Origin of the sequence: Pseudomonas sp. Sample_20, from assembly GCF_004307585.1 — a bacterium.
Classification (GTDB): domain Bacteria; phylum Pseudomonadota; class Gammaproteobacteria; order Pseudomonadales; family Pseudomonadaceae; genus Aquipseudomonas; species Aquipseudomonas atacamensis.
The window spans coordinates 180,872-201,704 of record NZ_RCOA01000060.1 but is presented as its reverse complement, the minus strand read 5'-3'; the positions used below and the strand labels follow the sequence as shown (position 1 = coordinate 201,704).

Here is a 20,833-nt window from a genome sequence, read left to right as displayed (position 1 = left end):
ATGCTGGATAGACTGTTAGCCCTGCTTGTTCTGGCGATTGTCCTTGGCGTTCCGCTGGGGCTGATCTTCCTGGTGACCGGCCAGTTCCTGATGTCGTTCGTGTTCTTCTACCCACTATTCATGTCCGGGTTGTGGATCGCCGGCGGCCTGTATTTCTGGCTGCACTGGGAGCGCCACTGGCCATGGCAGGACGACACGCTGCCGCCGCCGCTGGAAGGCGAGCCGCTGATTTCGATCCTGATTCCTTGCTACAACGAAGGCGATAACGCTGCCGATACCATTTACGCGGCGCTGGCCCAGCACTACCCGAACATCGAAGTGATCGCGATCAACGACGGCTCCAAGGACAACACCGCCGAAGTGCTCGATGCGCTGGCCAAGGAAGATCCGCGACTGCGGGTGCTGCATCTGGCGGAAAACCAGGGCAAGGCTGTGGCTCTGCGCATGGGCGCGATCGCTGCGCGCAGCGAGTATCTGGTATGCATCGATGGCGACGCCTTGCTGGCCCCGAACACTGCGGCTTATCTGGTCGCGCCGATGCTGGATAACGCACGTCTTGGCGCAGTGACCGGCAACCCGCGGATCCGCACGCGTTCGACCTTGATCGGGCGGGTGCAGGTCGGCGAGTTCTCCTCGATCATCGGGCTGATCAAACGTACGCAACGGGTGTTCGGGCGCATCTTCACCGTCTCCGGCGTGATCGTCGCGTTCCGTCGTACTGCGCTGAACCGGGTCGGCTACTGGAGCCCGGACATGATCACCGAAGACATCGACATCAGCTGGAAGCTGCAACTCGATCACTGGAGCATCTTCTACGAACCGCGCGCCCTGTGCTGGATCCTCATGCCGGAAACCCTCGGTGGCCTGTGGAAGCAGCGTCTGCGCTGGGCTCAGGGTGGCGCCGAAGTGCTGTTCAAGAACATTCGGGGCATCTGGCAGTACCGCCATCGCTACCTGTGGCCGCTGCTGTTCGAGTACTGCCTGTCCACCGGTTGGGCGTTCACTTTCCTGCTGTCGGTGATTTTCTGGGGCATGGGCAAGTTCATGGTCATGCCCGACGCGATCGCCGTCGATCACCTGATGCCACCGGCCTTCACCGGTCTGTTGCTGGCGTTTGTCTGCCTGGTGCAGTTTGCCGTCAGCATCGTCATTGACCGGCGCTATGAGCCGGGTCTGGGCAAGACCATGTTCTGGGTGGTCTGGTATCCGTTGGTGTTCTGGCTCGTCAGTCTGCTGACCACCCTGGTCAGTTTCCCCAAGGTGTTGTTCAGCCAACACAAAAAACGCGCGCGCTGGGTCAGTCCTGATCGGGGTATCAAACCGCTGGGCGACGACCAGGAGGAAGTCATCAAATGAAAATTATCCGCACTCGCCAACGGCCCTTTCTGGTGGTGATCGACGTGATCCTCACCGTCATGGCCTGGGTCGGCCTGCTGTTCCTGCTGGTACGCGGGTTATGGCCATTGATCGAAACCACCGGCGGCCCGCGCATCGATCATTCGGCATTCGATGCCCTGGGCACTTTGCAGGTTTATATGTGGGTGGCGCTGGTCAACGCGGTGATCCTGATCGGCTGGGCGCGTTACCAGCAACGCAAAAGCCGCAGCTTCGCCCAGCGCCGTTTGCCGTCACCGGTGATTGGCGATGAAGGTCTGAGCAAGAGTTTCAAGCTGTGCGACGAGCGTTTCCAGAAACTGCGCACGCCGGGGGTGATGACCATTCACAACGACCAGGACGGCGACATCAGCCATGTCGAAACGCACTTCTGGCCGCTTCAGCAGCAAGCACTACCGGCGCCGCTGGCACCCCTGGAGCATCCACGGGTGATCTTTCTGCATGCCGAAGAAGACGACAGTCGCGAGCCGGTGAAACGCCTGACCTGATCTCGTACAGCATCGGTGTCAGGCCTGAATCAGCGTCCAGGCCTCTTTCATTCGCAGAGGTTGCTTCATTCGCTCGGCCAGCAGCGCCATTGCGCGTTGCTTGTCGCAGGCCACCGCCGCAACGACGATGCCGTCTTTTGCAAACAGGCCAATGAACGGCGGCTGTTCCGGCTCACCGCTGAACTCGACCTCGTCCCACTCCTGCGCATGACCGAGATAGTCGTAGTTCTTGCCGAAGTGGTATGTCCAGAAAAACGGCACATCCAGATAATGCTCCTCGCCACCCAGCATGTTGCTGGCGGCGATCCGCGCGTGTTGCTGGGCCAGGCGCCAATGCTCGATGCGAGTTGGCTGGCCGCTCAGCGGAAACGTGGCGATATCGCCGATCGCCCATAAACCATCGCTCACGCGCATGCCGCCGTCGACGCGCAACGATTGGTCTTCTTCCTTGGGCAATGAGTCAAAAGGTTCAGTGGCCGGGTGAACGCCGACGCCGGCGAGAACCAGATCCGCTGCCAAGCGCAGACCGTTGTCGAGCAGCACGCCCTCGACCTTGTCCTCGCCAAGAATCTGCGTAGCCTCGTGTTCGCTGATGAACTTCACCCCGTGCTCTTCGTGCAGGGCGCGAATAGCTTTGCCCACCGCTTCGCCGAACTGCTTGGCGAACGGGATTGCGTGGCGTGCCAGCACGGTGACGTCGAGGCCGAACTCGCGCAGGGCTGACGCGCATTCGAGGGCGATGAAACTGTCGCCGATGATCACCGCGCGCTGGCCCGGTTGAGCGGCGTTGATGATCTGTTCAGCCTGGGCTTTCGAACGCAGGACAAAGACGTTGGCCAACTCGGCACCAGGCAGCTTCAACGGATTGGGCGCGCCACCGGTGGCGAGTACAGCGGCGTCGTAGCGCAGGATGCCGCCGTTGTTCAAATGCAGTGTTTTGCCTGGGGCGTCGAGTGAAGTCACTTCGCCTTGCACACGTTCAATCCGTTGCGCTTGATAGAACGCCTCATCGCGCAGCGGCGGGACATCTTTGGGCGACATTTCCCCGGCGAGGACAAATTTGCTCAACACCGTGCGGTCGTATCCGGCACCCGGTTCGCCATCGACCAGCACGATGCGCCCGCCAAAACCTTTCTCCCGCAGGGCCGCCGCGCAAGCCGTACCCGCCGCCCCGGCGCCGACAACCACGAACGTTCTTGGGTCGTCAGCGGGCGGGGTGTGCGGATCGGGCAACGGCTGGTCATCGACCCAGACTTCATCGCCGCGCAACTCCAGCGGATAGCGTTTGAGACTGTCCAGTGATGGCGGCTCGCACAGGCCGCCGTCCTCGGCGCGGTACGCGGCTTTGTGCCAAGGGCAAATCAACCTGCCGTGACACAACGCACCCTCGGCCAGTGGCGCACCGGCGTGTGGACACAGGCCCTGAAACGCTCGCAACTCGCCGTTGGCACGCAGCAGGACGATCTTGCAGTCGCCGATTTCGACTTGCAGGCCACGGTCTTGCGGGACATCGGCGAAACGGGCGACACGGTGCAGGGACATTTTCGGCTTCCTCGCAGGCATTTCTCTTGTGAGTTGGCGGCGCCGCGCGAGGTTCAGCCATTTGCTACTGCCAAGGCACGAACGGTACGGCTATAGTTTGCGGGCCGACGACGGCCTCACTGCACAAGGTGCTCCCGGAATGACCCGATTGACCACACTCAACCCATGGCTGGCGGCCATCGCCGTGACCCTTTGCGTGCAGTTCCCGGCACAGGCCCAGGAGCGCTTCACCCTGAGCATCCCCGGCGTGTCGGATAACCGTCTGTTCACCTCGGCAGCGGCAAGTGACGCACCCGGCTGCGGCGGCAAGAACCAGTCGCCGGCGTTGAGCTGGAACGCCGGCCCGGCCGGTACCCAGAGCTACGCCATCGTCATGCACGACCCGGATGGCCAGAAAGGCTTGGGCGTGGATCACTGGATTCACTACGGCATCAAACCCACCACCCACCAGATCGCGGCCGGCGTCGGTGCCAAATCCGCCCTCGAAGGCGTCGGCGGCACCAACAGCAAAGGCAACACCCATTACATGGGGCCATGCCCGCCAGTGGGCGACAGCGCGCACCACTACATCATCCAGATCTACGCCCTCGACCTCGCCCCGGATGCCCTGCCTGCCGGCCTGACCCGCGCCGAGCTGATGGAGAAAATCAAAGGCCATGTGCTGCGCAACAGCAGCGCGGTGCGGCGTTATCACCGCTGAGGTTCGGCCGCTCCCGGGCGGCTGATTGCCCTGAATCTCCAGCCATTTGGCATTGCCCCGCGAAAACGCGCACTATCAAGTCATTGCCAATGCGCTGGAGGACACCGTGGCAGCAAAAATCGACCGCATCGCCCAGCTACTCAACTGCCCGGAAAAGGGCGAACAAATGCGGCGTGCAGTAACCGAGACACGTAAGGAATTTCTGCTGAATCAGCCGGAAGAAGACCTCGTTGAAGAAGATGAGGTATTTGACGAGGCTGAGGAGGAGGGGGATGACGACGATGAATATGATGAGTTTGACTGGACGACGGAGTGACGGCGTTCCAGCGACCTCGTCATAGCTCACAAAAAAGCCCCGGACCATCACAGTCCGGGGCTTTCTCATTTGATTCATGGTGCACCAGGCGGGATTCGAACCCACGACCCCTGCCTTCGGAGGGCAGTACTCTATCCAGCTGAGCTACTGGTGCAGCGGGCGACATCATACCTAGGTCGGCTCGGGGCGTCCATGCCGGGTTTGGCGGGTTTTGTCAGTGTGCGTGTCGCCGCAAAATCGCTGTATTCCTTAAAGCGGTAACGTCCTGCAAAACCCTCGCTTGGCGCTTTGCCGGGGTTGATCTAAGGTTTTTCCTGCGGCACGGGTTTTCAGTACGTTGATCTGAAAAGCGGCATTTTTGTTCTTTTTTTCGAACGACCTATTGTCCTTTACCCCCTTTGAACCTACGATCCGTTTGAGATTTCAAACGCTCGTTGACGGGATGTTGCAGCGCAGGTGCGCCCGGACGTGCACTGCAGATGCGCCACAATCCGCTCACTGATTTCCCTGACGGCAGCCTTGCGAGGCGCCTTTCTACAATCATAATTTGCTCCGCGCAGGCCGCGGTGCTGTTAAGGAAAGCCGACATGCAGCTTAAAGACACCCAGTTGTTCCGCCAGCAAGCCTTCATCGATGGCGCTTGGGTCGATGCCGACAACGGTCAGACGATCAAGGTCAACAACCCGGCCACCGGCGAAATCCTCGGCACCGTGCCGAAGATGGGCGCCGCTGAAACCCGCCGTGCCATTGAAGCTGCTGACAAAGCGCTGCCGGCCTGGCGTGCGCTGACCGCCAAAGAGCGTGCCGGCAAGCTGCGTCGCTGGTTCGAACTGATGATCGAGAACCAGGACGACCTCGCGCGCCTGATGACCCTCGAGCAAGGCAAGCCGCTGGCCGAAGCCAAGGGCGAAATCGTTTACGCCGCATCGTTCATCGAGTGGTTCGCCGAAGAAGCCAAGCGCATCTACGGTGATGTGATTCCCGGCCACCAGCCGGACAAGCGCCTGATCGTGATCAAGCAGCCGATCGGCGTCACCGCTGCGATCACTCCGTGGAACTTCCCGGCAGCAATGATCACTCGCAAGGCCGGCCCAGCACTGGCCGCCGGTTGCACCATGGTGCTCAAGCCAGCATCGCAAACTCCATTTTCCGCTTTCGCCCTGGCCGAACTGGCTCAGCGCGCGGGCATTCCGGCGGGCGTGTTCAGCGTGGTGTCCGGCAGCGCCGGCGACATCGGCAGCGAGCTGACCAGCAACCCGATCGTGCGCAAACTGTCCTTCACCGGCTCGACCGAAATCGGTCGCCAGTTGATGGCCGAATGCGCCAAGGACATCAAGAAAGTCTCGCTGGAACTGGGCGGCAACGCGCCGTTCATCGTGTTCGACGACGCCGATCTGGATAAGGCCGTCGAAGGCGCGATCATCTCCAAATACCGCAACAACGGCCAGACCTGCGTCTGCGCCAACCGTCTGTACATTCAGGACGCGGTCTACGATGCGTTCGCCGAGAAGCTGAAAGTGGCTGTGGCCAAACTGAAGATCGGCAACGGTCTGGAAGACGGCACCACCACCGGCCCGCTGATCGACGAAAAAGCCGTGGCCAAGGTTCAGGAACACATCGCTGATGCCGTAAGCAAAGGCGCCACCGTACTGGCGGGCGGCAAGGCGATGGAAGGCAACTTCTTCGAGCCGACGATCCTGACCAACGTGCCGAAAAACGCGGCCGTGGCCAAGGAAGAAACCTTCGGTCCGCTGGCGCCGCTGTTCCGCTTCAAAGACGAAGCCGAAGTGATCGCCATGTCCAACGACACCGAATTCGGTCTGGCTTCTTACTTCTACGCGCGTGACCTCGGCCGTGTGTTCCGTGTCGCCGAAGCGCTGGAATACGGCATGGTCGGCGTCAACACCGGGCTGATCTCCAACGAAGTCGCGCCGTTTGGCGGCATCAAGGCTTCGGGCCTGGGCCGTGAAGGCTCCAAGTACGGCATCGAAGACTACCTGGAAATCAAATACCTCTGCCTGGGCATCTAAGCCGGGAAAGGGATCGCTGCAAACGCAAGGGGCACGAGAGCGCTGTCCCTTTGCGTGGTTTCAAACAGGAATTTTCTCTGCGGCCAGGAACGCCGTGGCAGTCGATCATCGCATGCTGCCACCGCCGATTTCTCCCGCTTCATCCTTGAACCACGCCGCCCGATGAGCGGCGAATGAGGACTGTAATGAGCAAGACTAACGCTGAACTGATGGCCCGCCGCACCAATGCCGTACCTCGTGGTGTTGGCCAGATTCACCCGATCTTCGCCGAGTCGGCAAAGAACGCCACCGTGACCGACGTTGAAGGTCGTGAGTTCATCGACTTCGCCGGCGGTATCGCTGTACTGAACACCGGCCACGTGCACCCGAAAATCATCGCTGCCGTGACTGAACAGCTGAACAAGCTGACCCACACCTGCTTCCAGGTGCTGGCTTACGAACCGTACGTTGAGCTGTGCGAAAAAATCAACGCCAAGGTGCCAGGTGATTTCGCAAAGAAAACCCTGCTGGTCACCACCGGTTCCGAAGCCGTCGAAAACGCCGTGAAGATCGCCCGTGCCGCCACTGGCCGCGCTGGCGTGATTGCCTTCACCGGCGCTTACCACGGTCGCACCATGATGACCCTCGGCCTGACCGGTAAAGTCGTGCCGTACTCGGCCGGCATGGGCCTGATGCCAGGCGGCATCTTCCGCGCGTTGTACCCGAACGAACTGCACGGCGTGAGCATTGACGATTCGATCGCTTCCATCGAGCGCATTTTCAAGAACGATGCCGAGCCGAAAGACATCGCTGCAATCATCATCGAGCCGGTGCAGGGCGAAGGCGGTTTCTACGTCGCGCCGAAGGAATTCATGAAGCGTCTGCGTGCGCTGTGCGACCAGCACGGCATCCTGCTGATCGCTGACGAAGTGCAGACCGGCGCTGGCCGTACCGGCACCTTCTTCGCCATGGAACAGATGGGCGTTGCCGCCGACCTGACCACTTTCGCCAAGTCCATCGCTGGCGGCTTCCCGCTGGCCGGCGTGTGCGGCAAGGCCGAATACATGGACGCCATTGCTCCGGGCGGCCTGGGCGGCACTTACGCCGGTAGCCCGATCGCTTGCGCCGCTGCGCTGGCAGTCATGGAAGTGTTTGAAGAAGAGCAATTGCTGGACCGCTGCAAGGCTGTCGGCGAGCGCCTGGTCACCGGTTTGAAGGCGATTCAGGCCAAGTACCCGGTCATCGGTGAAGTGCGTGCGCTGGGCGCAATGATCGCGGTCGAGCTGTTCGAAAACGGCGACAGCCACAAGCCGAACCCGACTGCCGTGGCTGCCGTGGTGGCCAAGGCGCGTGACAAGGGCCTGATCCTGCTGTCCTGCGGCACTTACGGTAACGTGCTGCGTGTGCTGGTTCCGCTGACGTCGCCAGACGAGCAACTGGACAAAGGCCTGGCGATCATCGAAGAGTGCTTCTCTGAACTCTGATCCACTCGTGTGACCCGCTCGACAAAAACCCGCTTCGGCGGGTTTTTTTCGTCCCTTGAAACACATCGGACCTGTTTGCGCTGTATCGAATCGCCAGCATTGGCTAAGGTTCAGGCATTGCAAGGAGAGCGCGCATGACTGCCGTTGATTTACCCGCCGTACCCCGGGTGCTGATTGCCGAGGCTGATCCCTGGTCCCGTGACCTGCTCAAACAAGTGCTGCTCAATGTGCGCTGCGATGCGCGCCTGGATTTGTGTGCCGATGGCCAGCAGGCAATGTCGTTGCTCAGCGAGGTGCCCTATGACTTGGCCATCGTCGATTGGGAGCTGCCTGGCATCGACGGATTGCATGTGCTGCGCAGCGTCCGCCAGCGCAAACGCAATCCGCCGTTGCCGTTCATTCTGATGAGCAGCCGCAACGACAGCGCCAGCGTGCGCGAAGCGATTCCGCTGGCGCCGACGGCGTACCTGACCAAACCGTTGAACATGGAAGGCCTGACCGAGCGCTTGCAGGGCTTGCTGCTCAACGCTGGCGAAGCGGTGGTTTGCGAAGTGCCGGCACTGGCGCCGGGTATGACCCTGTCGGTGTTCCTTGAGCGGCGTCGCGAGCAGGCCGATGGCGCGCCGCTGATGACCGACGTGCAAGTGGCGGTCAAGCGCAGCCTCAATCCCGAGGGGCTGGACCTCAAGCTGCTGGAGGAAGAGGTGCGCACCGATCCGCAGATTACCGCCGTGCTGATCGCAGCCGCCAACAGTGCCGCGCAACACTACGGCGCGCCGGTGCAAACCCTGGCCCAGGCGCTGCACCGACTCGGCACCGGGCAAAGCATGAACCTGATTCTCGGGCTGGCGCTCAAACGCAGCGCGCGGCTCAGCGATCCATGCCTGGCGGATTACGCCGAGCGCTATTGGGGGCTGTCACTGCACACGGCGGAATACGCCCGCACGCTGGCGCGCCTGCTCGATCTGGATCAGGAGCGCTGCTATTGCGCCGGGATGCTGCATCGGCTCGGTGATCTGGCGCTGCTGCGCTGCTTGCAGGAATGGCAGCAGGCCGGCGGCGAGCTGGACGAGTTGGAGGAGGTCGGTGAAGCGTTGGCGAAGTTTGGCGCCTCTTATGGCTCGGCATTGCGCACCCGCTGGCGTCTGCCGCTGGAGTTGCGCGAGTTGATTGCTTCGGCCTACCAGCTCGGTGGTGGCGTTTACAGTCGCGAGGCGCTGGTGATGCACATGGCCGCGCAGATGGCGCGGCTGACAGAGCATGAAGGTGTCGAGGAACTGGCGAAGAGCCGGACGGCGCGGTTGCTCAAGATCGGGCTGCCGGAGTTGATGCGGATGCGCAAATGACAGATCACCACATTCCAATGTGGGAGCGAGCCTGCTCGCGAAGGCGCCAGCGCAGGCAACATTTTTGTTGAAGGTGCTGGCCTCATCGCGGGCAAGCCCGCTCCCACAGAAATTGCGGCAGCCACAAAATACGGATCAGGCCGCAATAATCCGGTTCTTGCCCTGCCGTTTCGCCTCGTACATCGCGGCATCCGCGCGGGCGAACAGGCTGTCCAGGCTCTTGTCTTCGTCGGTGAGGTTGGTAAGGCCCTGGCTTACGGTGATGCTGAATGCTTGGCCGTCGTGGTTGAAGCGCAGTCGCTGGATCTCCTGCTGCAGGCGCTCCGCCACTTGCACCGCCATCTCCGGCGCACAGCCGGGGAACACCGCGGCGAACTCCTCACCGCCAATCCGCCCGAACAGGTCGCCACGGCGCAATGAGCCGCGCCCGCATTCGGCGATCCGTTGCAGCACATTGTCGCCTTCGGGGTGGCCGTAGCTGTCGTTGATCACTTTGAAATCGTCGATGTCCAGCAGCAGGAAGGCCAGCGGTGTGCCTTGGCGGCGCGCCTCGGCGAACTCGCGGTGGGCGCATTCGAAGAAGTGGCGGCGGTTGCTGCTTTGCGTCAGCACATCGGTGGTGGCCAAGCGTTGCAGCTCGGTTTCCATGTGTTTTTTGTCGGTGATGTCTTCGGCGATGCCGACGATGATCACCGGCTGCCCGGGCTCGTCCTGGCGATTGATAAAGCATTTGTCGCTGAGCCAGCGCACCTGGCCATCGGCGGCAATGATGCGGTACTCGCGATCTTCCACCGCACCTCGGTGCAGGACTTCGGCAAGGCTTTGTTCGGCGTACTCCAGATCATCGGGGTAAATGCTGTCGCGCCATTGGTTGTAGTCCGCCAGCAACAACGCGGCGGAACGGCCGAAGATCCGTTCATAGGCCGGACTGACATACAGCACCTGGCGGGTTTCCCAGTTGAAAGCCCAGAGTACGGCGTTGACGCTGACCAGCAGCGAACTGATCAATTGTTCGCGCTCGCTCAGGCGCGCAACTTCGCCTTGCGCGTGCATCAGCGCCATCAGCGTTTGCGCGGCCTCGGGCCATTGGGTGAAGGATGTGTCTTTCTGGTTGTTGTTGACCATCGGCACAAATCTCAAAGGGCGCGCCGCAATGTCGACAACGGCCACAGGACAACCCGCCGGAATGGCGAAGTGTCATTGAGATAGAGGATTTTCGGCGAAGTTCCCGGCCATTACCGAGTCCCGCCGGGCGGCCGGGTTAAGGAGGCGCCGTATGCAACGAGGCTGCGATCTCCGAGATCGCAGCCTCGTTGCCGATCAGGCAGTCGCAGGACGCAGCGAGTAGGTTTTCAGCTGATCAGCAAAGTCACGCAACGACTGGATGCCACTGGCCTCGGCCTCGTGAATCCATTCCTTGATGGCGGCGAGCATGTCGTGGCCATTGGAACTGGTCTTGACCCAGATCTGCTGCAAAGCCAGGCGTTTCTCGTAGATCACTTTCAGCGCATGGCTGTGTTCGAGCATGGTCTGGATGCGCAAGTGATGACGGTCTTCCAGCAGGCTGGTTTCCCGCGACAGCAGGCGTTTGGCCCGGTGGAACTGGTGGCGCACCGAATGATCGACCTTGGCCAGCTCTTGCTTGACCAGCGGGCCGATCACCAATTTGCGGTACTGGGCCATGATCTGGAAGCGGTTGTTGAGGATCGCCATGGCGGTGTCCATGTCCAGGCTGCCCTTGCCTTCGACGCGGTGGGCAATCGGTGCGACCCGCTGCACCTTGGCCAGACGCAGGAAGCAGAAGACCTTGATCCACGCCCAGCCGAGGTCGAATTCCCACTTTTTCACCGACAGCTTGGCCGAGTTGGGGTAGGTGTGGTGGTTGTTGTGCAGTTCTTCGCCGCCGATCAGGATGCCCCACGGCACCAGATTGGTCGCTGCGTCACGGCATTCGAAATTGCGGTAGCCGACGGCATGGCCCAGACCGTTGATCACGCCAGCGGCCCACACTGGAATCCACATCATCTGGATGGCCCAGATGGTGATGCCGATGGTGCCGAACAGCAGCAGGTCGATCACGCCCATGATCACCACACCCAGCAGCGGATAGCGGCTGTAGAGGTTGCGTTCGATCCAGTCTTCCGGGCAATTCTTGCCGTAGATACGCAAGGTTTCCGGGTTCTGCGCTTCGCTGCGGTACAGCTCGGCACCGGTGCGCAGCACCGTGGACAGGCCCTTGATGACCGGGCTGTGCGGGTCATCCTCGGTTTCGCATTTGGCGTGGTGTTTGCGGTGGATGGCGGTCCACTCGCGGGTGTTCTGCGCCGTGGTCAGCCACAGCCAGAAACGGAAAAAGTGCTTGAGACCCGCATTCAGCTCGAGCGAGCGGTGGGCCGAGTAACGGTGCAGATAGACCGTGACGGCAACAATCGTCACATGGGTCATCAGCAGGGTGACCGCGACCAGTGACCAGGCCGACAAGCCAAGAAAACCTTCGTACCACATAGGCTATAGGGCCCTCGATAAAGATAAAAACAGCCGTTGCATTATCACTAAGCACACAGATAAAACCAGTCGCCCTTTCAGATAAGAAGTCGCTGAATGTTTCTTCACCTATAATTCCAACCTTTTTGTAGGGACATGGACGACCGAATGTCTGCGACTTACCGCGATGCCTTGCGTGCAGCGCTGCTCTACCTCGTACTCGCCGCCGTGTGGCTGCAGGTTTCCGATCATTTATTAAGCAGATTCTTCGATGACTCCAGTGCGCTGGCCCGCTGGCAACTGATCAACGGTTATTTGCTGGCAGCGGTCAGCGCCGGGCTGATTTTTCTGGCGCGGGCGCGGCTGTGTCGGTTTCTCGGCATCGGTGCCCGCCTGCGCGAGCGCCACAGCGACCGGGAGCGCCTGCGTCAGGCGGCCGCCGTGTTCGATTGCACCCGCGAAGGCGTGCTGGTAACCGATCACCGTGGTCTGATCGTTCACGTCAACCGCGCCTTTATCGAGATCACCGGTTATCGGCGCGACGAAGTCATCGGCCAGCAGCCGAGTCTGTTCAAGTCCGGCCATCATCCGCCGGGCTTCTATCAGGCGATGTTCGCCACCCTAGAGGCTGAAGGTGAATGGAGCGGCGAGATCTGGAACCGGCGCAAGACCGGCGAGATTTATCCACAGTGGCAGACCATCCGGGTGATTCACGATGATTCCGGACGGCTCAGCCATTACGTGGCGGTGTTCTCCGACATCAGTGCGATCAAGGATTCCGAGTCCGAGCTCAAACACCTGGCGCATCACGATCCGTTGACCGATCTGCCCAATCGCCTGCTGTTCAGCGACCGTGCCGAGCAGGCGTTGGCTTCCGCGCAGACACACAAGCGTGGCTGCGCGCTGCTGATGCTTGATCTGGATCATTTCAAGCTGATCAACGACAGCCTCGGCCATAACGTCGGCGACCGATTGCTTAAAGCGGTGGCGACGCGTTTGCAGGAACTGTTCGGCCACGGCATTACCTTGGCGCGGCTCGGCGGTGACGAGTTCGCGGTGCTCGCGGAAAGTTGTCCACAGCCGGCCCAGGCCGCCGCGCTGGCGCAACGGACTCTGGACGCCTTGAAGGAGCCGGTGCTGGTAGATGGCAATCAACTGTTCATCAACGCCAGCATCGGTATCAGCCTGTTTCCCAGCGATGCCCTCAGCGCAGAGCAGTTGTTACGCAACGCCGACAGCGCGCTGTTCAAGGCCAAAAGCAGCGGGCGCAATGGCTACGCGCTGTACACCGAAGAACTGACCGCCCATGCCCAGCAACGGGTCGAAATCGCCTTCGAGCTGCGCCGCGCAATGGAGCAGGAGGAACTGCGCGTCTACTACCAACCGGTGCATGACCTGCAAAGCGGCCGTCTGGTTGGCGTCGAAGCACTGGTGCGCTGGCAGCATCCGCAGCGCGGTCTGGTGTCACCGGCAGAATTCATTCCGATTGCCGAGCGTACCGGGCTGATCGCCGAGATCGATGCCTGGGTGATGCAGCAGGCCTGCCGACAGATGTGCCAATGGCAGCAGAGCGGTGTGGTGCTGGCGTTCGTCGCGGTGAATGTTTCGTCGCGGCTGTTTGCCCGGCGTGAGCTTTACCAGCAGGTGGCGCAGGTGCTGCACGACACCGGGCTGGATCCGGCGTATCTGGAACTGGAAGTTACCGAAAGCGCGGTGATGGATGATCCGGAAGTGGCGCTGGAACAAATGCATCGCTTGCGCGAGCTGGGTGTGCGTCTGGCCATCGATGATTTCGGCACGGGTTATTCCTCGCTGTTGCGGCTCAAGCGCCTGCCGGTGCAGAAACTCAAGATCGATCAGGGCTTCGTCGCCGGGTTGCCGTGGGATGAGGATGACGTGGCGATTGTCCGGGTGATCATCGCGCTGGCCCGCAGCATGGGCATGCAGGTGCATGCCGAGGGGATCGAGCAGGCTGAGCAGGCGGCGTTTCTGTTGGCGCAGGAATGCGATCTGGGGCAGGGCTACTGGTTTGGGCGGCCGGTGTCTGCGGATCGGCTTGATTGGGCGAAAACGCCATTGACTGGCTGAAAAGACCTATCTGGCTATCACCGACCTTGTGGTGAGGGGATTTATCCCCGTTGGGTCGCGTAGCGGCCCCAAGAAATGGGAATGCTACGCAGTCCAACGGGGATAAATCCCCTCGCCACAAGTTCTTTTGACGAGTTCAAATCAGCGCAAACCCCTTGCCCTCGCTCATAATGGTTTCTAGTTATATAAACATTCTTAAATAGTCTTTTTAAGAATATCCATGCCTCTCTTATATTGCTCCCACGCCGAACGCAGTGCCGCCCACTGCCAGGCAAACCCCCTTCAAAGGAGCAGCACCATGAGCGCATCCCTTCGCAGCGTTGACGGTCAGGACGAAAGCACCATCTTGCGTGAAATCCAGAGCGCCCTGCGCGATCTGCGGTTCGGCGCGGTGGAGATCACTGTGCACAACGCGCAAGTCGTACAGATCGAACGCAAAGAGAAATTCCGTTTGCAACAACCCGGTAAGCAACCGGGCTGAAATCAAAAGATCGCAGCCTTCGGCGGCTCCTACAGGGGGCTGTGTGCAGGAGCTGGCGAAGGCGGCGGTCTTTCAACGGGACCCGATTCCAGCAATACATAAGAACAAGCCACCACCAGGAATTCCAGGAGCTTTCACCATGTCGTCGATTCGCCGTTATGCTTTGGCCGCGCTGGCCAGTGCCGTGTTTGCCGGTTCCGCCGTTGCCAAGGATTACGAGCTGCTCAACGTGTCGTATGACCCGACGCGCGAGCTGTATCAGGAATACAACGCCGAATTCATCAAGTTCTGGCAGCAGGATCATGCCGGCGACACGGTGAAAATCCAGCAGTCCCATGGCGGTTCGGGCAAGCAGGGCCGTGCGGTGATCGATGGCCTGCGTGCTGACGTGGTGACCCTGGCCCTGGCTGGCGACATCGATGAAATCGCCAAGCTCGGCAAGAGCCTGCCCGCCGACTGGCAGAAGCGTCTGCCGGAGGCGAGCACGCCGTACACCTCGACCATTGTGTTCCTGGTGCGCAAGGGCAACCCGAAAGGCATCAAGGACTGGGGCGATCTGGTCAAGAACGATGTCTCGGTGATCACGCCAAACCCGAAAACTTCGGGTGGCGCGCGCTGGAACTTCCTCGCCGCGTGGGCCTATGGCCTGAAAGCCAACGGCGGTGACGAAGCCAAGGCCAAGGAATACGTGCAAACCCTGTTCAAGCACGTGCCGATCCTCGACACCGGCGCCCGTGGTTCGACCATCACCTTCGTCAACAACGGTCAGGGCGACGTGTTGCTGGCCTGGGAAAACGAAGCGTTTCTGGCGCTGAAAGAAGACGGCGGCGCAGACAAGTTCGATATCGTCGTGCCGTCGCTGTCGATCCTCGCCGAACCACCCGTGGCGGTGGTCGACAAGAATGCCGAGAAGAAGGGCAACGCGCAGATCGCCGAAGCCTACCTCAAGCATCTGTACAGCCCGGCCGGCCAGGAAATCGCGGCGAAAAACTTCTATCGTCCACGTGACAAGGACGTAGCGGCCAAGTACGCCCAGCAGTTCCCGAAACTGGAACTGGTGACCATCGACAAGGACTTCGGCGGCTGGAAATCCGCGCAGCCGAAATTCTTCAACGACGGCGGCGTGTTCGACCAGATTTATCAGGCGCAGTAATCTCGCCTTCAACCGGCCTGATGTCTGGGCACATGACATGTGGGACTGAGCTTTTGTGGTGAGGGGATAAATCCCCTCACCACAGGGCTCGCTCCCACATTGATGCGTTTTCAACCAGGGACTTTTATGTCGCGTCGTATCTCCCCCGTCATACCCGGCTTCGGGCTGACGCTGGGTTACACCTTGGTGTACCTCAGCCTGATTGTGCTTATCCCGCTGGCGGCGATGTTCGTCCATGCCGCCCAGCTGACCTGGGATCAGTTCTGGACGATCATCTCCGCACCACGGGTGCTGGCTGCATTGAAGCTGAGCTTCGGTACCGCGCTGTGTGCGGCGATCATCAACGGCATCATCGGCACGCTGCTGGCCTGGGTGCTGGTGCGCTACACCTTCCCCGGACGCAAGGGGATCGACGCGATGATCGATCTGCCGTTCGCCCTGCCGACAGCTGTGGCCGGTATCGCGCTGACCGCGCTGTACGCGCCGGCCGGGCTGGTCGGGCAGTTCGCTGCCGACCTCGGTTTCAAAATCGCCTACACCCCGTTGGGCATCACCCTGGCGCTGACCTTCGTCACGCTGCCGTTCGTGGTGCGCACGGTGCAGCCGGTGCTGGCCGATATTCCCCGTGAAGTCGAAGAAGCGGCGGCGTGCCTGGGTGCGAAGCCATGGCAGGTATTTCGCCACATTCTGGTTCCGGCCTTGCTACCCGCCTGGCTGACCGGTTTTGCGCTGGCGTTCGCGCGTGGCGTCGGCGAGTACGGTTCGGTGATTTTCATTGCCGGCAACATGCCGATGAAAACCGAGATCCTGCCGCTGCTGATCATGGTCAAACTCGACCAGTATGATTACACCGGCGCTACCGCCATCGGCGTATTGATGCTGGTGGTTTCCTTCATCCTGTTGCTGCTGATCAACTTGCTGCAGCGGCGCATCGAAACCCCATAAGGAGGCGCGAACATGTCCCAATCGTCCATTGCGGCCGCCTCTTCGGCCAACGCAGCGCGCCGTGGCAGCGCCACTTCGCGCAGAATCCTGATCGGTCTTGGCTGGCTGATTTTTTTCCTGTTTCTGCTGCTGCCGTTGTTCATCGTCGTATCGCAAGGTCTGAAAAACGGCCTCGGCGCGTTCTTCACCGCGATCTTTGAGCCGGACGCGCTTTCGGCATTGAAACTCACCGTGTTCGCCGTGCTGATCTCGGTGCCGCTGAACCTGGTGTTCGGCGTCAGTGCGGCATGGTGCGTGAGCAAATACTCGTTCCGTGGCAAGAGCATGCTGGTCACGCTGATCGACCTGCCGTTCTCGGTGTCGCCGGTGATCGCCGGTCTGGTCTACGTGCTGATGTTCGGTGCGCAGGGCCTGTTCGGGCCGTGGTTGCAGGATCACGACATCCAGATCGTCTTCGCCCTGCCGGGCATCGTGCTGGCGACGATTTTTGTCACCGTGCCGTTCGTGGCTCGTGAGCTGATTCCGCTGATGCAGGAACAAGGCACCCAGGAGGAGGAAGCCGCGCGTCTGCTCGGTGCCAACGGCTGGCAGATGTTCTGGCACGTCACCGTACCCAACATTAAATGGGGCCTGATTTACGGCGTGGTGCTGTGTACCGCGCGGGCCATGGGCGAGTTCGGTGCGGTGTCGGTGGTGTCCGGGCACATTCGCGGGGTGACCAACACCTTGCCGCTGCACGTCGAGATCCTCTACAACGAATACAACCACGTGGCCGCGTTCGCCGTGGCGAGCCTGTTGCTGATCCTGGCGCTCTTCATCCTGCTGCTCAAGCAGTGGAGCGAAAACCGTATCAACCGCCTGCGCGCCAGCGCCGCGGAGGAATAATTCATGTCGATCGAAGTGCGTAACGTCAGCAAGAATTTCAACGCGTTCAAGGCGCTGGACAACATCAGCCTGGATATCCACAGCGGTGAGCTGGTCGCGCTGCTTGGCCCGTCGGGATGTGGCAAAACCACCTTGCTGCGCATTATTGCCGGTCTGGAAACCCCGGATCAGGGCAACATCGTTTTTCACGGCGAGGACGTTTCCGGCCACGATGTGCGTGATCGTAACGTTGGTTTCGTGTTCCAGCATTACGCCTTGTTCCGCCACATGACGGTGTTCGACAACGTCGCGTTCGGCCTGCGGATGAAACCGAAAAACCAGCGCCCGAGCGAAAGCCAGATCGCCACCAAGGTTCACGAACTGCTGAACATGGTGCAACTGGACTGGTTGTCGGATCGCTACCCGGAGCAGTTGTCCGGTGGCCAGCGTCAGCGTATCGCCCTGGCCCGTGCTTTGGCGGTGGAACCTAAAGTGCTGCTGCTGGATGAACCGTTCGGCGCCCTCGACGCCAAGGTGCGCAAGGAACTGCGGCGCTGGCTGGCGCGGCTGCACGAAGATATCAACCTGACTTCGGTGTTCGTGACCCATGACCAGGAAGAAGCGATGGAAGTCGCCGACCGTATCGTGGTGATGAACAAAGGCGTGATCGAGCAGATCGGCTCACCGGGCGACGTCTACGAAAACCCGGCCAGCGACTTCGTTTATCACTTCCTCGGCGATTCGAACCGCTTGCTGCTGAGCGATGACAACCATGTGCTGTTCCGCCCGCACGAAGTGTCGTTGTCCAAGCATGAGCTGGAAGATCACCACGCCGCTGAAGTGCGCGATATCCGCCCGCTGGGCGCGACTACCCGGGTGACCTTGAAAGTGGAGGGGCAGACCGATCTGATCGAAGCGGAAGTGGTCAAGGATCACGACAGCCTGATCGGTCTGGCCAAGGGTGAAACCCTGTTCTTCAAGCCGAAGGTCTGGCAGAAAGTCGCCAATATTTAAAGGCAAAAGCTTCGCGAGCAGGCTCGCTCCCACAGGGAAAACTCATTCCAAATGTGGGAGCGAGCCTGCTCGCGAATACGATCTAGACAGCAGCGCGATTCGGATTGACCCGCACCACCCCCGCCCGCAACTCGATCTCTTGTTTCAATTCCTGCCGCAGCCCGAGCATGAACGCCAGCTCGGCCACGACAAACAACGGCCCGACAATCAGTCCGCTGATGTCATCGACAAATGCCGGTTTGCGCCCTTCATAGTGATGCCCGACAAACTGGATCACCCAGCCGATCACGAACATCGCCAGGCCGCTGCTCAGCCAGACCAGGGTGCTCTGCTGCGCCAGCGCATGCCCGGCCCACACCGACAGCCCCATCAATACCGTCATCAACACGCCAAGCTTCAACTCCAGACGCAGGTAAAACCACGCCGAGGCCAGCGCCACCACAACGGCTGGAGATATCCACAGCCCGCCCAGCTCCCACTGCGGCCGAGACAGCAGGACAGCCACCGCCACCACGATCAGCGGAATGCCGATAAAGTGGCTGGCAATGTTGCGCGGGTCGCGGTGGTAGGCGGCGTATTGACTGAGGTGGTCGACGAGGCTTTTCATTGTTGTTCCTCCGGTGGGGTTGAATGCATCATCCCTCGGGATCCGCGTTCGCTCTGTCGGGCAGGCGACACTCCAGGAGTGGTTATGCAAATTCGTGCACGGTTGCTCAGCGGCCAGTGGTTCAGTCATTTGCCTGCATCTTTTCAGGATAGCCTGCTGGCGCTGGCTCGGGAGCGGCGGCTGACGGCGGGACAACGACTGTTCCAGCGTGGCGATGCGCCGTGCGGTCTGTATGCAGTGCTCGATGGCGCCGTGCGCATTGGCGCGGTGAGCGAGCAGGGCAAGGAGGCCTTGCTGAGTCTGGTGGAGGCGCCGCACTGGTTCGGCGAAATCTGCCTGTTCGACGGCCAGCCACGCACCCATGACGCCTATGCGGTCGGGCCATGTACCTTGCTGAATATTCCCCAGGCGGCGTTGCTCAAATTGCTCGACGAACAGCCGCAGTACTGGCGGCATCTGGCGCTGTTGATGAGCCACAAATTGCGCCTGGCCTTCATCAATCTCGAACAGCTGAGCCTGTTGCCAGCCCCGGCGCGTCTGGCGCATCGCTTGCTGATGATCGCCGAAGGCTACGGTGAACTCGACGCACCACGCCGGACGCTGCAACTGCCGCAGGAGCAGTTGGCGGCGATGCTGTCGCTGTCGCGGCAGACCACCAATCAGATCCTCAAGGATCTGCAGGGGCAGGGGATTATCGGGCTCGCATACGGCGAAATCGAAATTCTCGATGCGGTGAGATTGCGTGCCTTGGCCACGATCTGAAAACTGAAACCGATCCAATGTCGGAACTGGCACCTGTGGCGAGGGGATTTATCCCCGCTGGGGCGCGAAGCGGCCCTGAAAAAGGCTCTGCTGCGCACTCCAGCGGGGATAAATCCCCTCACCACAAAGGCTCACTCCTACAAAGGATCTGTGTTTGGATTACGAACCGCGATAGGTCGAGAAACCGTACGGGCTCAGCAGCAGCGGGATGTGGTAGTGCTGATCAGTCTGCTTGACCTGAAAGATCACCGGAATTTCCGGGAAGAACGTCTCATGCTTGATCTTCTGGTAATACTCGCCGGTCTTGAACACCACGCGGTATTCACCGGCTTCGAATGGCTGTTTGGCCGGGAACAGTTCGGCGATCCGCCCTTGTTCGTTGGTGGTGCCTTGGGCCAGTGGCTGCCAGTTTTCGCCGACGTGTTTTTCCAGGGTGACGTTGATGCCCGGTGACGGCAGGCCGTTTTCCAGGTTGAGCACGTGCACGCTCAGCGGATTGCCGGCGGCCAGCGTCAGGCTGGAAACAGCACTCAGGCCGAGGGCGGCGAGAGTCATGCGCAGGGTGGTCATGGTGGATCTCCTTAGTGGGAACGGGTGATGGTCAGGCCGGCTTTGTCGGCGGCGGCGCGGGCGCAGTTTTCGTCTTGCTCACCGCCGCCGGAACCGGCCACGCCCATGGCGCCGACCAGTTCGCTGCCGGCGAACAACGGAATGCCGCCGCCGAGCAAAAGCAATTCATCGAGGGTGTTGAGGTTGGCGGTTTCCGGGTTGCTGCGGGCGCGCTCGGCGAACAGCCGCGTCGGCGTCTTGGTCGACAGCGCGGTGTAGGCCTTGCGTTGGCTGGCGGCGGTGTTGTGCGGCCCGACGCCGTCACCACGCAACGTCACCAGCAAGTTACCGCCACGGTCGAGCACCGACACCGTGCCGGTGCAACTGCTCATCGCCTTGTCCGCCAGCCAGCGTGCGGTTTTCAGGTCGAGATCGGCGTGGCGCGGCAGTTCTGGCGTGGCACTTGCAGCGCCGCTGAGGCCGAGGATCAGGCTGGCGACAAGGTATTTGACGGTCATGTGCAGGCTCCGAATGGGAAGGTCTGCACCTTAACCGGCGCACTTCGTCAGAACCCCGTCAGGCGGATTACAAGTTTGTAATGGGCAA

Annotated in this window: 20 protein-coding genes and 1 tRNA gene; 14 read left to right on the top strand and 7 right to left on the bottom strand. The window is 60.9% G+C overall.

Annotated elements, in window-relative coordinates; all coding sequences use genetic code 11:
• Entirely contained in the window at nucleotides 1-1,356 is a 1,356-nt protein-coding gene (gene pgaC / locus D8U70_RS13945) for a poly-beta-1,6-N-acetyl-D-glucosamine synthase (RefSeq protein ID WP_016772256.1), read from the top strand.
• Nucleotides 1,353-1,883, top strand: a complete 531-nt coding sequence (pgaD, locus tag D8U70_RS13940; protein WP_130929106.1) for a poly-beta-1,6-N-acetyl-D-glucosamine biosynthesis protein PgaD — start codon at nucleotides 1,353-1,355, stop codon at nucleotides 1,881-1,883. The genes pgaC and pgaD overlap by 4 nt, the downstream gene beginning before the upstream one ends.
• Before the next feature lie 18 nt (nucleotides 1,884-1,901).
• Here pgaD and D8U70_RS13935 read toward each other — a convergent pair whose 3' ends face one another.
• Nucleotides 1,902-3,425, bottom strand: a complete 1,524-nt coding sequence (locus tag D8U70_RS13935; RefSeq protein ID WP_130929105.1) for an FAD-dependent oxidoreductase — start codon at nucleotides 3,423-3,425, stop codon at nucleotides 1,902-1,904.
• A gap of 139 nt (nucleotides 3,426-3,564) precedes the next feature.
• On the opposite strand from D8U70_RS13935, the gene D8U70_RS13930 reads away from it, so the two are divergent.
• A complete protein-coding gene (locus tag D8U70_RS13930) occupies nucleotides 3,565-4,125 on the top strand; it encodes a YbhB/YbcL family Raf kinase inhibitor-like protein (RefSeq protein WP_071174020.1) in 561 nt (186 codons plus the stop codon).
• A gap of 46 nt (nucleotides 4,126-4,171) precedes the next feature.
• A complete protein-coding gene (locus D8U70_RS13925) occupies nucleotides 4,172-4,441 on the top strand; it encodes a hypothetical protein (protein ID WP_110644746.1) in 270 nt (89 codons plus the stop codon).
• A 77-nt stretch (nucleotides 4,442-4,518) separates the two neighbouring features.
• On the opposite strand, the gene D8U70_RS13920 is transcribed toward D8U70_RS13925, so the two are convergent.
• Nucleotides 4,519-4,595 (bottom strand) — tRNA-Arg (locus D8U70_RS13920).
• Nucleotides 4,596-5,028: 433 nt separating this feature from the next.
• On the opposite strand from D8U70_RS13920, the gene gabD reads away from it, so the two are divergent.
• From gabD to D8U70_RS13905, 3 genes are all read left to right on the top strand, one after another.
• Nucleotides 5,029-6,471, top strand: coding sequence for an NADP-dependent succinate-semialdehyde dehydrogenase (gabD, locus tag D8U70_RS13915; protein ID WP_024011131.1), 1,443 nt, complete (start codon nucleotides 5,029-5,031; stop codon nucleotides 6,469-6,471).
• A gap of 185 nt (nucleotides 6,472-6,656) precedes the next feature.
• Nucleotides 6,657-7,934, top strand: a complete 1,278-nt coding sequence (gene gabT, locus D8U70_RS13910; RefSeq protein ID WP_016772251.1) for a 4-aminobutyrate--2-oxoglutarate transaminase — start codon at nucleotides 6,657-6,659, stop codon at nucleotides 7,932-7,934.
• 134 nt (nucleotides 7,935-8,068) lie between these two features.
• Entirely contained in the window at nucleotides 8,069-9,280 is a 1,212-nt protein-coding gene (locus D8U70_RS13905; RefSeq protein ID WP_016772250.1) for a response regulator, read from the top strand.
• A 135-nt stretch (nucleotides 9,281-9,415) separates the two neighbouring features.
• On the opposite strand, the gene D8U70_RS13895 is transcribed toward D8U70_RS13905, so the two are convergent.
• Complete coding sequence (locus D8U70_RS13895; protein WP_122508376.1) at nucleotides 9,416-10,405, bottom strand: sensor domain-containing diguanylate cyclase; 990 nt, start codon at nucleotides 10,403-10,405, stop codon at nucleotides 9,416-9,418.
• Nucleotides 10,406-10,600: 195 nt separating this feature from the next.
• Complete coding sequence (gene desA, locus D8U70_RS13890) at nucleotides 10,601-11,785, bottom strand: delta-9 fatty acid desaturase DesA (RefSeq protein ID WP_130929104.1); 1,185 nt, start codon at nucleotides 11,783-11,785, stop codon at nucleotides 10,601-10,603.
• Nucleotides 11,786-11,932: 147 nt separating this feature from the next.
• Here desA and dibA point away from each other — a divergent pair, with 147 nt between their 5' ends.
• From dibA to D8U70_RS13860, 6 genes are all read left to right on the top strand, one after another.
• Entirely contained in the window at nucleotides 11,933-13,852 is a 1,920-nt protein-coding gene (dibA, locus tag D8U70_RS13885) for a phosphodiesterase DibA (RefSeq protein ID WP_130929103.1), read from the top strand.
• 298 nt (nucleotides 13,853-14,150) lie between these two features.
• The gene (gene oscA / locus D8U70_RS13880; protein WP_007917682.1) at nucleotides 14,151-14,333 is read left to right on the top strand and encodes a sulfur starvation response protein OscA; all 183 of its coding nucleotides are present in this window, start codon (nucleotides 14,151-14,153) and stop codon (nucleotides 14,331-14,333) included.
• A gap of 139 nt (nucleotides 14,334-14,472) precedes the next feature.
• Entirely contained in the window at nucleotides 14,473-15,486 is a 1,014-nt protein-coding gene (locus tag D8U70_RS13875; RefSeq protein ID WP_024011134.1) for a sulfate ABC transporter substrate-binding protein, read from the top strand.
• 126 nt (nucleotides 15,487-15,612) lie between these two features.
• Entirely contained in the window at nucleotides 15,613-16,431 is an 819-nt protein-coding gene (cysT, locus tag D8U70_RS13870; protein ID WP_130929102.1) for a sulfate ABC transporter permease subunit CysT, read from the top strand.
• 12 nt (nucleotides 16,432-16,443) lie between these two features.
• Nucleotides 16,444-17,316, top strand: coding sequence for a sulfate ABC transporter permease subunit CysW (gene cysW, locus D8U70_RS13865; protein WP_007917679.1), 873 nt, complete (start codon nucleotides 16,444-16,446; stop codon nucleotides 17,314-17,316).
• 3 nt (nucleotides 17,317-17,319) lie between these two features.
• Nucleotides 17,320-18,309, top strand: a complete 990-nt coding sequence (locus D8U70_RS13860; protein ID WP_056786991.1) for a sulfate ABC transporter ATP-binding protein — start codon at nucleotides 17,320-17,322, stop codon at nucleotides 18,307-18,309.
• A gap of 82 nt (nucleotides 18,310-18,391) precedes the next feature.
• Here the strand turns inward: D8U70_RS13860 and D8U70_RS13855 are convergent, their stop codons facing one another.
• Nucleotides 18,392-18,916: an Mpo1-like protein gene (locus D8U70_RS13855; RefSeq protein WP_122705320.1), complete on the bottom strand. Its 525-nt coding sequence runs from the start codon at nucleotides 18,914-18,916 to the stop codon at nucleotides 18,392-18,394.
• Between the two features lie 84 nt (nucleotides 18,917-19,000).
• Between D8U70_RS13855 and D8U70_RS13850 the strand changes: the two genes are divergently transcribed.
• Nucleotides 19,001-19,678, top strand: coding sequence for a Crp/Fnr family transcriptional regulator (locus D8U70_RS13850; protein ID WP_110644751.1), 678 nt, complete (start codon nucleotides 19,001-19,003; stop codon nucleotides 19,676-19,678).
• Between the two features lie 159 nt (nucleotides 19,679-19,837).
• On the opposite strand, the gene uraH is transcribed toward D8U70_RS13850, so the two are convergent.
• Nucleotides 19,838-20,248 (bottom strand): hydroxyisourate hydrolase, encoded by a 411-nt coding sequence (gene uraH, locus D8U70_RS13845; RefSeq protein ID WP_016772241.1) that lies wholly within the window; start codon nucleotides 20,246-20,248, stop codon nucleotides 19,838-19,840.
• A gap of 11 nt (nucleotides 20,249-20,259) precedes the next feature.
• Nucleotides 20,260-20,745: a heme-binding protein gene (locus D8U70_RS13840; RefSeq protein ID WP_041477439.1), complete on the bottom strand. Its 486-nt coding sequence runs from the start codon at nucleotides 20,743-20,745 to the stop codon at nucleotides 20,260-20,262.
• Between the last annotated feature and the right edge of the window lie 88 nt (nucleotides 20,746-20,833).